We start from the raw sequence: 12895 nt of genomic DNA on the forward strand, positions 1-12895 counted from the left end.
TTAGGTGAAGGGAAAAGAAAGATATAACTACAAAAAGGGGTGAGTCACGTTGAGTGAGCAAAAAGATTTGGAATACGCGATTGAAGAAATAACGGAGATTGCGACTCACTTTGGGCTTGATTTTTATCCCATGCGCTATGAGATTTGCCCAGCAGATATCATCTATACATTTGGCGCTTATGGAATGCCGACTCGTTTTTCTCACTGGAGCTTTGGTAAGGCTTTTCACAAGATGAAGCTTTCGTATGATTTTAACTTGAGTAAAATCTATGAGCTGGTGATCAACTCTAACCCCTGCTATGCATTTTTATTAAAAGGAAATAGTCTCATTCAAAATAAACTGATTGTAGCTCACGTATTGGCACACTGTGATTTTTTCAAAAATAATTACCGTTTTTCCAAAACATCTCGGGATATGGTCGAGAGCATGTCAGCTAGCGCAGAGCGGATTCGAGAATACGAACTGACCTACGGAAAGGATGAGGTAGAACAATTTTTGGATCATGTGCTTGCGATTCAAGAACATATTAATCCAAGCTTACTTGACCCAAAACCGAGGAATCATCCTGCTAAGAGAGAGACGCAAAAAGCAACTCCTTATGATGATCTATGGAAGCTGGATGGCGAAGAAGAGCCCAAAAAACCGAGCTTAAATCGAAGTTTCCCGGAAAGACCGGAAAAAGATTTATTGCTATTTATTATGAATCACAGTCGAGTACTGCAAGATTGGCATCAAGATATTTTGACGATCCTGCGAGAAGAAATGCTTTACTTTTGGCCGCAGCTCGAAACAAAAATTATGAACGAAGGCTGGGCGTCCTATTGGCATATTCGCATCATGCGTGAGCTCGATTTGACAGAAGCGGAAACCATCGAATTTGCGAAGTTAAACGCATCTGTCTTACAACCTTCAACTACGTCAATCAATCCTTATTATTTGGGATTGAAAATGCTCGAGGATATCGAAAGACGGTGGGATAATCCGACAGAAGAAGAGATTAGACAGCTGGGAAGAAAGCCTGGTCAAGGCAGAGAGAAGCTGTTTGAAGTACGGGAACTGGATTCGGATATCTCTTTTATTCGCAATTATTTAACGAAAGATTTAGTAGATAAGTTGGATATGTATGTATTCCAAAAACAAGGCAATGATTGGAAAGTTTCCGATAAAGACTGGGAAAATGTGCGTGATCAATTGGTGACAAGTCGAGTAAATGGCGGTCACCCTGTCATCATGGTAAAAGATGGGGATTACTCTCGCAATGGAGAATTGTTTTTGCATCACTTGTATGAGGGAATGGAGCTGGATGTGAAGTACTTGGAGAAAACATTGCCCCATATTTACCATCTTTGGGGAAGGAATGTCCATTTGCAAACGGTGATCGATAAACGAGATGTTGTCTTTAGTTACAATGGCAAGAAATGTGTGCGCAGGTTTTTATAAAATCGGCAACGGCTCCCACTGCTGTGCAGGGGAGCCGTCTTTTTTGAATTCAGGAACTCACAGTTCCCTGCTTCCCCCGATTACACATCCGGGGGAGTCGGAGGGGTGATCGGTCCACCGTCCGGACGAGGATCATCCGGATCCCCAGGATTGAGGGAGAGAATGACCTTCATGGTTACTCCTTCCGAATTCAGTGAGTACCGCTTGCTGATACTCTTCTTCTATAGTATATCTACTTTTACATTTATTTTCTACATATTCTAAAAACAATCATCCTGAGTAGTTTACATATTTTCCCTAAAAATTTAAGGTATATATATGTTACAATAAAACCAACTTCCGGAAGAACATGTAATCTAAAGGAGGATTTGATGCTTAATCATAAAAACATCAAAATAGGTATTGTAACATTATCCGCTATGGCCATTTCCACATTTGCATTTCCATTTGTGCAAAGTAATGCAGCTGCTGCAAGTACAAGTAGCACGATGTCACGTGTTAACCAAATGTACTACAGTATAACTGGCAAACAAGCACCCACTGCCAAATACTATAATTTCTACACCAATAGTGGAAGTAGTTCTAGTCATACGGCTACAGATAATTCCACTTCCAATAAATATTCCAGTTCTAATAACACAGGATCTACTGGAATCAAAGGTTCTACAAGTAATACAGGTTTTGGTAACACTGATTCTGGTAACACTGGTTCTTCAAGTAACACCGGTTCAACCACTGATAATGGATCAACAGATCAATCAAGCAATGCTCTTGCTGACAAGATTATCGCGACTGGGGAAAAATTCCTGGGCACTCCTTACCAATATGGGGCTGCATCTGGTCAGACACAGACTTTTGATTGCTCTTCCTTTACTCAGTATGTATTTAAACAAAATGGGATTAACCTACTTCGTAGTTCCCGTCAACAATACACACAAGGGACAAGCATTCCGCGTGACCAAATCAAAAAAGGAGATCTTCTCTTCTTTACGACTTCTCATTCAGGCGGACAGATTGGCCACGTAGGTATCTATGCAGGAAACAACCAAATTCTTCATACTTGGGGTTCCAAAGGTGTACAGCTTGAAAGTATGGATCATGCTTGGTTAAAACAAGGATATGTTGGCGCTAAGCGTGTCATAAAATAAAGAAAAATCCGTGAAATGTTTCACGGATTTTTTCTTTGTAACCAAGAACCAGCTCTAGATTTGCTGGTTCTTATTTTTTTAACTAAGTACCACAATAGGTTACATAAGCTGTTGATTGGTCAGATGGCAGGCTGTATTCTTCTTGCTCAGTAGAGTGGGCATAAGGATGGGAAAGAACCTGAATAAGCTGGTTCATCACATCATAATTTCCTCTTTCTGCCGCTTCGAGCGCCTCCTCTACTCGATGATTGCGAGGAATCACAGCAGGATTGCTCTTTTTCATCAACTCTTGTGCTTCGTCTATTGATTCATGTTGTTTTTCGAGTCTCTCATGCCATTTTGCATACCAAGCAGTAAATTCTACCGTTTCAAATAGTGCTTGACCTTCTATGTTATCAAAAGTCAATGCTCGAAAAGTGTTTGTGTAGTCAGCTCTGTATTTTTCCATGCCTTTTAGAAGTTCTTCTATTAAAGATTGGTCTTGTGGTTCTTCCTGATATAATCCAAGTTTTCCTCGCATGCCTTTGAGCCAATAGTGACGGTATAACTCAGGGAAGTTGGAAACCACTCTTTGAGCGATTTGGATCGCTTGTTCCTGATCATCATGCAGCAAAGGTAAGAGTGTTTCTGCAAAACGGGCAAGATTCCAATTTGCGATTTTCGGCTGATTTCCATAAGCATAGCGACCGTTTCTATCAATGGATGAAAATACGGTCGATGGATCATATATATCCATGAAGGCACAAGGTCCAAAATCAATTGTTTCTCCGCTGATTGCCATGTTATCGGTATTCATGACACCATGTACAAATCCTGCTAGTTGCCACTTAGCAATCAATGCCGCTTGACGGTTCATAACACTTTGTAAAAACGCAAAGAAACGATTTTCCTCATCTTGAATTTCTGGATAATGCCTTTGTATGGCGTAATCAGCTAAAATTCGAAGCTCCTCCATAGACCCCCAATTTGCCGCATATTGGAAGGTTCCAACACGGATGTGACTAGAAGCAACCCGAGTTAACACTGCACCGGGCAGCTTTGTTTCACGATAGACAGGTTCACCAGTTGTTGTTACTGCTAGACTACGGGTAGTGGGAATGCCAAGCCCGTGCATAGCTTCACTGATGATGTATTCACGAAGCATAGGACCAAGTGCAGCACGTCCATCGCCGCCACGTGAGTATGGAGTAATACCTGCCCCTTTTAACTGAATGTCAAATCGTTCTTCTGACGGTGTGATTTGCTCGCCGATCAGTATAGCCCGTCCATCCCCTAACATCGTAAAATGTCCAAATTGATGTCCTGCATATGCTTGAGCAAGAGGAGAAGCCCCTTCTGGAATTCGATTGCCGACCAATTCTTGTACTCCTGTTTCGCTTTCCAATTGCCCGATATTTAGTCCAAGAGAGGCTGCCAATGGTCGATTTAGCACAATTAAATTTGGTGAACGTACGGGAGCTGGTTGAAGTTCCTTAAAAAAAATATTTGGAAGACGTGAATAACTGTTATCTAAGTTCCATCCTTTGTTTGTCATGGGATATCCTTTCTGTATGTTATTCGTTTCAAATATTAACACTAATTATATCCATCTAAAAGAAGACAACGTAAGGGGTGGATGTATTTTCATAACAAGTATGAATTACAAATAGTATGTCTTAGAATCGGTGAAACATAATAAAAAACTACTGACTTTTGTCAGTAGCAATGGAGCTTGTTTTAATGAAAATTAGTAGAAGCAGTAAATTTTGCTTTCGGAAAATATGCTTTTGCCCGAGCCTTGTTAGGGTCTTTATCCCAAATTTGTGGAGTGTAACAAGAAGTTTGCTTATACTGTACAGCTTTGTTTCCACCTGAGGAATTACAACTTAATTCCCAACCACGAGGATTACCACGCTGTACATATGCATTGACATAGTTATTGGCGGGAGCTGGGGAGTATAGTTTGACAAAAGCCCAAGCAGTGTGACAATAAGCGCTTCCCCTTAATTGAACATAGCCAATTATATTTTTATTATGTTTGATATAAGTAGTTTCGTAGATGATTGGTTTTTTGTTGGCACAGCCTGTCGTGTAAGGATTGGTACCATCTCTTTGCAAAGCGCTTACAGGTTTGGAACCAATGCTGAGTGTAGAAACAAATATAGATAGTGCGATAACAAAGCTAAAACCAAGGTAGTTTAACTTTTTCAAATCATCCACCTCCGTTAATTTTCCTCATTTCATAGGAATATTTAAATTATAATAGAATCATTGTTAGGAGTATTAAAAATATATAACATTATGATGACTTTCCGGTTACTATTTGGTTTAAACAAAGGTACGAAAGAGCGATAACACAACGAAAAAGCACATTCGTTCTGAGAATGTGCTTTTTATCGAATATCATTGGGGTCGTAGTCTCCGCCACCTAACCATAACGTCGGCTTACCCGTTGGTCCTTTAAATAACGAAAACGCTCGTAATCCACAACGAAAACATAATTTCAAACTAGCAGTATTATCACATGCCACTTTTGTATATACTTTCCCTAATTTTTCTTTTGCCTCCATCAGGAGTGCTTCCCCAACTCCTTGCTTCCGATATCGAGGATGAACAGCAGTAATCGCTTCCTCGATCCCATAACGGCTGAAGATCATTACTCCAGCTAATTGTTTCTCTTCTAAAGCGACAAGTGCAATGGAACCAGGTGTACTTTCACTCGTTGTAATACGAGATAACCAACGGAGAGCCCGATGAGTAATTCTGCCTTCACCATTTTTACGCAAAAATAAGATTATCTTCTGTCGATATGGTAAGAGGTTTGGTAATGTAAAGGTCGTTATTTTCATTCTGAAACAACCCTTCGCCGGTAAGATGGAAAACTGGATAAATAGAGAGCATATTCTAATATTCTACGCAATGATCTGGCACGAATTGTCGGTTCATCGAATTTTTGTGGTTTGGCGTTTGCTTCAAAAAACCATAGTTTCCCAAATTTATCAATACCAATATCCATCGACATTTCTCCAAGTGTTTTTCCTGTCTTTTCCTCAATCTCTTTTGCGAATGAAATGCCGAGTTGTTCTAAGCGCTGTTGAAGTGTTTTCTTTTGCTGTGGGAAAGTATTAACTAATACCCGCTCTAAGCTTTCAATCCTTCCTCCCATTGGTACATGAGTAGAAATAGCTCTTTGCCCTGCAATGCGTACCCCAATTCCAGATATTTTCCAATCTGCTGTCCCATCTTTTTGTACTAACATGCGAATATCAAAGGGGCTTCCTTGGTAAGTTGCGAGTTCAATAGCTTGTTGAAGGACATAAGGCCTGCTTTTGGTGCGCTTTTTGATCTGTTCATATACTTGAGGCAGTTTGGAAATGTTTAGACGTTGTTTTTGCATTTTTGTTTGGTAGGTTAGTGTATACGGTCCATTTCCCTCCACTTTCATCATGCCGATACCTGCTTTTCCCTCTATTGGCTTTAGAATCAATGATGTGTGTTGGAGCATCATTTGGAGGAAAGAGGTATAGTCCGTTAATTTGGCAGTAGCAGGTAGGTGAGTCTGGCAAGGCGTTGCGCTCAAATCTTTGTATAGGGACCATTTATTAAAAAAATAAGGGTTGAAAATAGGGACTTTTTTTTGTTTTAAATGCTTGATCGCTTGGATGACCTCGTTAGAGCGTTCTTCATTGCGATAAGGTATACGGTTATAGACAACACTCGGAAATGGCAGCAGTTTTTGTTGAAATTGTGGTCTAGGCTTTGATTTCTGCAAGAGGTAGCCGTTTACAAATGGTTTTCCTGCTCGTATTCCTTTTGGTGTTAACACATATACCGTTATTCCTAACTGTCTTCCCATTTGGATCAAATCTGCAAAATTTTTATGATTTCCTGCAAATGGTGTTCTACTATCACTTGTTAAGATTGCTACAAAAGGTCCCAATTGATATTGGCCTTGTGATGTTTTTTTACTTCTTACAGGTAGATGATTGATCTTTCGAAGCGGTGCTGGGTGTTTTTGGACTTGAATACGGCTTGATAAATCGTCTCCAAGTGATACATCTATTGGTTTTTCGTTCGTTTTTTTGCCCGGCTTTATAGGATAATATCGCAAAGGAGAGGAGGAAGTATTTAATTCTAACAAACCGATTTTAGGTATTTGCATGATTTTCCTCCTTCCTATACGAATTGAGCTAATTTCATGCTGTAGTCTGTGATGCATTTAGCCGATTGGCGACCAGCTTCCCTTAAACTTGGGTGATCGAAAATATGTCTTCCTGGTTTGGCATTGCATTCAAATAACCAAATTCGATAATCCTGATCAATTCCCATATCCATTCCGATCTCACCTAACGGACCATCTGCATTTTCTTCCAATACTTCTGCAATGAGAATTGCTGTATCTTTCAAAGATTGCAGCATTTCTTCAGATCTGTCGCCGAAGTTTTTTTCAAAAAGTTGCCGGGTTGATAGCAGCGTTCCTCCAGTTCGAACATGGGTCGTTACAGAACCAACACCTGCTAATTTGCTGCCAATTCCCACTACTTTCCAATCATCTGAACTGTCTTTGTGGATGTGGACTCGAAAATCGACAGGTCTGTTTTGGATACGGATGAGACGAATGCCTTGTTGGGCGAGATATCCTTTAAATCTTTGTTTGTTTTTACGAAAGTAGTGAGATAAAAGTGATTCTAGTGTGGCAAATCGATGCAGAACATTTCGTTCTCCGCCATGAAAACGACAGTAGTATCCTTTTGCAGGAGAGTAGGTAATACGGAATATTCCAAGTCCGAGACTGCCGCGGATCGGTTTTAAGTAGACCATCTCATGTTCTTCTAACATCTGTTGCAAAGTTTGAATGGAAGGAGACAAAACAGTTTCAGGGATATATTCTTTTGTTTCTTCGTTTTGATACAACCATTCGTGAACAGACCATTTATTAAAGAAGCCTTGGTTAAATATTTGGCAGTTAGTAAGTGTTTTCAAACGACTAATACAGTTTTGTACTTGGGCTAGATTTTCCGATTTTCGATTTGGAATTCTTTCATAAATTACATCAGGCAGAGGAGATACGTGTTTCATCCATTTTCCCAATCGGAAATACCAAGCTGTAACCACTCTATTTTGCCAGTCGATCATCTCAGGTGTAAATACATAGATGATAGGTTTTTCACTGTCTCCAGCTTGGATAAAGCTTCGAAATAAAGATGTTCTTCCTCCAAAAGGCGTTGCAATATTGGATTGGAATCCTGTAGTTAATATTCCAATCACTGGTCCAAATTTAAGCGTGCGATTTTGGACGAGAACTCGCATTTTACCAGTGTAAGGAAGAGATAATTGTCTTGCTATGGAAGGTGTGAAGATAATTTTTGTTGTCGCTGTTGTTTTGGTAGCAATGATCCTAGTGATAACAGATCGACTGCCGATCTCCACTTTGATAGACTGACCATTAGAAAAACCAAATTGGTCACATAATTTTATAGGCATAAAAATTGCTTTTGCAGGAGTAGTGTGTGATAGCTGCGTTTGACAGATGATTGAATTCATCAATATCCTCCTACTTTCTGGGAAAGCAGAGCTTTGGCATATTGGATAGGAAGTTCCATGGAACGTTTCCTGATCTCTTTTTCGCCCGTCCGTAGGAAGACGGAGCGACCTGGTTTGGAATTCACTTCAATAATCCAAACATGTGCATGGCGATCGATTCCTACATCAAGTCCTAATTCCACTAACTTTCCATGCTGCTTTTCGATATGTGAGGGAACAATCATAGCTATTTTTTCAATTTGCGCTTTGATTGCTTCGATTTGTTCCTCGTGGAAGTTATCTGCTAAAAAAGGCTCTAGCTTCTTCGCATCTCCACCTCCATGTAAATTGGATGTGATGCTTTTTTCTTTTCCGATACGAATAGCTTTCCCTGTTGTTTCCCACTGTTGTTTTCCGTTTTTTTGTATCAATATTCGCAGATCAAATGGAGAACCATCTGCTGTTTGAAGGGATAAAAAGGGTTGAATCAAATATCTCGTTTTCTGAATAAATGTCTGTACCCATGCGACAAGTTGCTGCTGTGTTGAGATACGCTTTTCAAATGGAAAGTTTGCTTTGTTTCTGCCTCTGATATGATATCCATCTTGTACTTGTTCGATGGAAACTACTCCAATTCCATGACTTCCTCCATTAGGTTTGATACAAACTTTTGGATACTGATTTAACATAGAAAGGAAACTGCTGGTACCACTGTAAATTTTAGTTTCTGGCAGATAAGGTTCAATTTCCTGGTTGGTTCGAAGCATGTTGTAGGTTTGCATTTTTCCGCCAAGTGCTCGACCGAGAAACTGGACTGTCTTATCTTGATGGATACGAAGTATATGAGCTCGATATTGTTGAAAGTGTGCTGTACTGGTGTAGTAACAGCGATCATAAATGACGAAAGGAAGGGCTTTTATACCAAATTTCCATTTGTTGCCTTCTACATGCCACGCTGGTACTGTTCGATTTTCCCAATTGATGTGCTGAGGGTTAAAAATACATATCTCCAATTGATTTTGTTTTGCGATTTTAGCCAATTGAAAAAAATAGATAGACTCAGGAAAAGGAGGAACCTTTAATACGTTTTTTTGTGTACAGACAATGATTCCGACTGTGCGATAGAGCTTATTGGATATCATCGTCGTCTCCTCCTTGCAGGTTTGGAACTATGAATCCCAGCTAAAAAATGGACATAATCAAATAACTTGGATACGGATGGACGTATTCTTCCTCCTTGATTTAAGACAGTATCATCTGTTTTAGATGGTTTTGAATTAATTTCTAATAACCATATTCGCCCGTTTGTATCGAGTGCAAGGTCAATTCCTAATTCAGCAAAATGTCCTTTTGCGTGTTGTTCAAATGTGTTAGCAATCTTCATCGCTGTTTGCCTGATATCATTACTTGTTGGTTTATGCTTTAAAGCTGGGAGTTCAGCCAATACCTCATGGACTTTACGGAGTGTTCCCCCACGAGCTAAATTGGATACAATCTGCCGGTCATTTGCAATCCGAGCTACAGCAGATGTGACAGACCATTTACCCTCTTTATCTTTTTGGGTAAGGACACGAAAATCAACAGGTCGTTTATCATAAGTGATCAAAGACAACCCCTGTTGAATGATATAGGGCTGCTTTTTAATGCGATGAGATAATATTTTTCCTAGTTCTAAGAAGGAATTTGTCGCCCGTGTGTGTGTTCCATTGGGTGTGGCATATTGATAGAGATACGTTTGATGGGCTTTACTTAGGCGGATAATTCCGCCGCCTAGACTTCCATTGGTCGGTTTAAGATAAAGGCAAGGTAAATGGGTAAGAGATTCTTTTACTTTTTTTAAGCTGTATCGAGTGGTCTTCGGCAGCATAGATGAAATAGATTCATCTTGCTTTAAAATTTCGTGTACTTGCCACTTATCCAGAAAACGTTCATTAAACATAGGAATTTGATGATAACTAGTTAGTTTATCTAGTTTCTTTTGCACATTCACTTGTTCTTCAATTCGACGTGAAGTGATTCGATTGTAAATGATATCTGGGAAAGGTATTTTCGTGTTGATCCATTTTCCTTTTTCTTTTATCCAAGCAGTAATTAATCGATTATCTAGTTCAATTTTATTTGGTTGAAAAACAGCTACCGTAGTGCCACGAGTAATGCCAGCGAGTACACATTCATCCAAAAATTTGGTGAGTGGTCCTAAGACATGTTCTTGACTGGGGTTTGGCGTAGTATTGATTAACACTCCAAACAATGGTCCAAATTTTAAACGCATTGCTTTCTCATCATACTGTGCGTAAATAGAAGGTTGTGATCGCAAGTTCAGTTTTTTTGCTAGTTTTTCATGAATTCGGACCAAGTTACCAGAACGATTACTCAAGGAAAGATAGGCCGTATCAGCTGCATTTCCAAAAGTAACCCAAAAAGGCTGCTCTTTGATGCCAAGGGCTAGGGCCACTGAGCGACTCATGATGATGTTGCTGTCATTTGTAAACTGGTGCTCCGGAACAATTTGTAGCTGTATTTTTTGTAGCCCCATAAAAATCCCCTTCCCAAGCGGTAACTAATGGTATGCTATGTAGGCAAGTATCAAGGGGTGCTTAAAACGGGCGTTTTAAGTTTTAGGAGAGCTGTGAAACTGGTTTGATAAAAAGATGGTGATAAGAATAAAGTTTTACCTGGATTTGATCCTAAATTAGCAAATTATAGATAAAATACGGCTCTTATTTAGAATATTAATATGGTAAATTTTAAAAAATAAATAATTCTATGTGAACAATAGAAAGGATTATGATATGCTTGAAAAAGTTAATCGCCACCAAGGTGCGATTGTTCTACTGCTTTGATGGTAGATTCTTGAAAGGTAACATGATGAACGTTATTGACACGTGCCTGACCGATGCTGCCCGGCTGTACCGGAACTATGTCTCCCGGGAGGATCTCTCCACTGATGCAACTTTGGTCAACTTCCGGATCTTCCCGCTCCTGTTCGAAGGGAAGTTGGAAGAGGCATATGACCTGATGAAGCAGATCGCCAGCGACTCGCTCCGTGAGAAGCTTCAGTGTGAACTGCTGGAGCTCTTGATCAAGTCCATGCCGGAATCCCGCCAGCTCCTCAATGACTTCTACAGGAGTGAAGCGAGCGAATTTGCGCTCTGGTTCATGGGGAAGACTTTGGATCGAAAGGAGTCCCTTGTCCGTGAGCTCATTCTCAAGGAGATTTGGAGGGGTAAGCCGACGTTGTCGTACCATTGGACGGTTATTTTCGGGTTCTCCCGGGAAAAGCTGGATGCGACGGTTCGTGGCGCGATACGCCGTTTGGTTGAGGCATACTGAGCCAAACGGTGAGCTTCGGCTGGGGAAGGGTAGCAATACCTTGACCCAGCCGAACCCATTTATTAGGATAGGTACAAGACTACATCATGAAAGATGTAGTTTTTTTAATAGGAGGAGGGAAAACCATGAAAATTACTTATCATGGACAATCCTGTATCGAGATACATACAAATGAATACAACCTGATTATCGATCCATTTTTAACAGGGAATCCTTTAGCGGATATTACAGCTGATCAGGTAAAGGTAGATTATGTTTTATTGACACATGGACATGGGGACCACCTTGGTGATACGATCCCGATTGCCAAGAAAAATAATGCTAAAGTGATTGCTCCTGTGGAACTAGCTACATGGTTGTCATGGCAAGGACTAGAGACATATGGAATGAACATTGGCGGTAGCTGCGATTTCCCATTTGGCCGAGTAAAGTTAACGTTAGCTCACCACAGTTCTTCTTTTGAGGATCATGAGAAGAAAGAGATTATTTATTTGGGCAATCCTGCTGGTTTTCTGCTTCAAATAGAAGGAAAGATTATTTATCACGCTGGAGATACCTCTTTGTTTTCGGATATGAAATTAATAGGAATGCAAAACGATATTGATATCGCATTTTTGCCGATTGGAGATTATTTTACAATGGGTCCTGAAGATGCTTTGATTGCAGCAGAGTGGATAGATGCAAAGCAGGTAGTACCGATCCACTACAATACTTTTCCTGTAATCGAGCAAGATGCTTCTAAATTTATTACCAATCTCCGGTATAAAGGTTTATCGGGAGTAGTCTTGCAGCCAGGTGAATCCATAAACGGATAAGCTCGTCTATTTTACTACCATCTTTCATATAGTAGATAAAGGTGGTGGAGAGCATGCAGTTTTTTACTTTGACAAAAATTATCGGTGGAATAGGATTAATTGTATTTGCTGTCCCTCGGCTAGAGTGGGATACACAGCTGCAAATCTTATTTTCTAGTCTCTGGGTTATGTTCACGTTATTTTATGTCATTGCCAATTGGAATGCATGGAAGCAGACTGCTAAAAAGTTACAAAGACAAAAGGAGTATCAATGGAGACAAAATTGGTTGCAGCATAAGAAGAAACAACGAGGATTGGGTAAATCATATTAAAAAAGTACAGGAATACTCTCCTGTACTTTTATTTTTGCTGCATTTGTTGATTTGCGAGTTGTTTCATCTTAAAGGAATAGTATACATTAATGACACCAATCAGTAAGATAAGAGTTGTAAATATTTTTCCAAGTATAGGCAGTTTAAAAGTGAAGAGATGGATGGATAAGGCTGCAAATAAAATTCCCATACTTAAATTCATATAGCTTCTAGAAAGGAGAGCATTTGCTCCCTTTCGCCGCGAAACAATGCTAAAATAGATAGTACTACAAAATGTCAGGATCATGATGACGATGAGCACTAATGTTAGTGTTACCATGAATTCCTCCAAATTAAGGCGTGAAG

At 39.9% G+C, this 12895-nt stretch carries 13 protein-coding genes; 5 read left to right on the forward strand and 8 right to left on the reverse strand.

Going from position 1 to position 12895, the window contains the following annotated elements:
- Positions 1–49: 49 nt before the first annotated feature.
- Together MK805_RS05015 and MK805_RS05020 are read left to right on the forward strand one after the other, a co-directional pair.
- Positions 50–1441, forward strand: coding sequence for a SpoVR family protein (locus MK805_RS05015; RefSeq protein ID WP_240874354.1), 1392 nt, complete (start codon positions 50–52; stop codon positions 1439–1441).
- Positions 1442–1812: 371 nt separating this feature from the next.
- Entirely contained in the window at positions 1813–2589 is a 777-nt protein-coding gene (locus tag MK805_RS05020; RefSeq protein WP_240874357.1) for a C40 family peptidase, read from the forward strand.
- Positions 2590–2671: 82 nt separating this feature from the next.
- Here MK805_RS05020 and MK805_RS05025 read toward each other — a convergent pair whose 3' ends face one another.
- From MK805_RS05025 to MK805_RS05055, 7 genes are all read right to left on the reverse strand, one after another.
- Positions 2672–4123 (reverse strand): protein adenylyltransferase SelO, encoded by a 1452-nt coding sequence (locus tag MK805_RS05025; protein ID WP_240874360.1) that lies wholly within the window; start codon positions 4121–4123, stop codon positions 2672–2674.
- Between the two features lie 182 nt (positions 4124–4305).
- Complete coding sequence (locus MK805_RS05030) at positions 4306–4779, reverse strand: DUF2690 domain-containing protein (RefSeq protein WP_240874362.1); 474 nt, start codon at positions 4777–4779, stop codon at positions 4306–4308.
- 182 nt (positions 4780–4961) lie between these two features.
- A complete protein-coding gene (locus MK805_RS05035) occupies positions 4962–5417 on the reverse strand; it encodes a GNAT family N-acetyltransferase (RefSeq protein WP_240874364.1) in 456 nt (151 codons plus the stop codon).
- Positions 5414–6730, reverse strand: coding sequence for a YheC/YheD family endospore coat-associated protein (locus tag MK805_RS05040; protein WP_240874366.1), 1317 nt, complete (start codon positions 6728–6730; stop codon positions 5414–5416). The genes MK805_RS05035 and MK805_RS05040 overlap by 4 nt, the downstream gene beginning before the upstream one ends.
- A gap of 14 nt (positions 6731–6744) precedes the next feature.
- A complete protein-coding gene (locus MK805_RS05045; RefSeq protein WP_240874368.1) occupies positions 6745–8112 on the reverse strand; it encodes a YheC/YheD family endospore coat-associated protein in 1368 nt (455 codons plus the stop codon).
- Positions 8112–9233, reverse strand: a complete 1122-nt coding sequence (locus tag MK805_RS05050; protein ID WP_240874371.1) for a YheC/YheD family endospore coat-associated protein — start codon at positions 9231–9233, stop codon at positions 8112–8114. Before MK805_RS05050 ends, MK805_RS05045 begins: the two co-directional genes overlap by 1 nt.
- A complete protein-coding gene (locus MK805_RS05055; protein WP_240874372.1) occupies positions 9230–10627 on the reverse strand; it encodes a YheC/YheD family endospore coat-associated protein in 1398 nt (465 codons plus the stop codon). Before MK805_RS05055 ends, MK805_RS05050 begins: the two co-directional genes overlap by 4 nt.
- Before the next feature lie 260 nt (positions 10628–10887).
- Between MK805_RS05055 and MK805_RS05060 the strand changes: the two genes are divergently transcribed.
- The 3 genes from MK805_RS05060 (at position 10888) to MK805_RS05070 (ending at position 12550) form a co-directional block, all read left to right on the forward strand.
- Positions 10888–11424: a hypothetical protein gene (locus MK805_RS05060; protein ID WP_240874374.1), complete on the forward strand. Its 537-nt coding sequence runs from the start codon at positions 10888–10890 to the stop codon at positions 11422–11424.
- Positions 11425–11549: 125 nt separating this feature from the next.
- Positions 11550–12239 carry a metal-dependent hydrolase gene (locus MK805_RS05065; protein ID WP_240874375.1) on the forward strand — a complete coding sequence of 230 codons (690 nt, stop codon included), beginning with the start codon at positions 11550–11552 and terminating at the stop codon, positions 12237–12239.
- A 53-nt stretch (positions 12240–12292) separates the two neighbouring features.
- Positions 12293–12550, forward strand: coding sequence for a hypothetical protein (locus tag MK805_RS05070; RefSeq protein WP_240874377.1), 258 nt, complete (start codon positions 12293–12295; stop codon positions 12548–12550).
- A 28-nt stretch (positions 12551–12578) separates the two neighbouring features.
- Here MK805_RS05070 and MK805_RS05075 read toward each other — a convergent pair whose 3' ends face one another.
- Entirely contained in the window at positions 12579–12869 is a 291-nt protein-coding gene (locus MK805_RS05075; RefSeq protein ID WP_240874379.1) for a YtpI family protein, read from the reverse strand.
- Positions 12870–12895: the final 26 nt, after the last annotated feature.

Origin of the sequence: Shimazuella soli, assembly GCF_022511585.1 — a bacterium.
GTDB classification, from domain to species: Bacteria; Bacillota; Bacilli; order Thermoactinomycetales; family Thermoactinomycetaceae; genus Shimazuella; species Shimazuella soli.

Excerpts from the sequence above, each read along its gene's own strand:
- MK805_RS05020 (WP_240874357.1), top strand. The coding sequence starts at position 1,813 with ATGCTTAATCATAAAAACATCAAAATAGGTATTGTAACATTATCCGCT.
- MK805_RS05025 (WP_240874360.1), bottom strand. The coding sequence starts at position 4,123 with ATGACAAACAAAGGATGGAACTTAGATAACAGTTATTCACGTCTTCCA.
- MK805_RS05035 (WP_240874364.1), bottom strand. The coding sequence starts at position 5,417 with ATGAAAATAACGACCTTTACATTACCAAACCTCTTACCATATCGACAG.
- MK805_RS05040 (WP_240874366.1), bottom strand. The coding sequence starts at position 6,730 with ATGCAAATACCTAAAATCGGTTTGTTAGAATTAAATACTTCCTCCTCT.
- MK805_RS05045 (WP_240874368.1), bottom strand. The coding sequence starts at position 8,112 with ATGAATTCAATCATCTGTCAAACGCAGCTATCACACACTACTCCTGCA.
- MK805_RS05050 (WP_240874371.1), bottom strand. The coding sequence starts at position 9,233 with ATGATATCCAATAAGCTCTATCGCACAGTCGGAATCATTGTCTGTACA.
- MK805_RS05055 (WP_240874372.1), bottom strand. The coding sequence starts at position 10,627 with ATGGGGCTACAAAAAATACAGCTACAAATTGTTCCGGAGCACCAGTTT.
- MK805_RS05065 (WP_240874375.1), top strand. The coding sequence starts at position 11,550 with ATGAAAATTACTTATCATGGACAATCCTGTATCGAGATACATACAAAT.
- MK805_RS05070 (WP_240874377.1), top strand. The coding sequence starts at position 12,293 with ATGCAGTTTTTTACTTTGACAAAAATTATCGGTGGAATAGGATTAATT.
- MK805_RS05075 (WP_240874379.1), bottom strand. The coding sequence starts at position 12,869 with ATGGTAACACTAACATTAGTGCTCATCGTCATCATGATCCTGACATTT.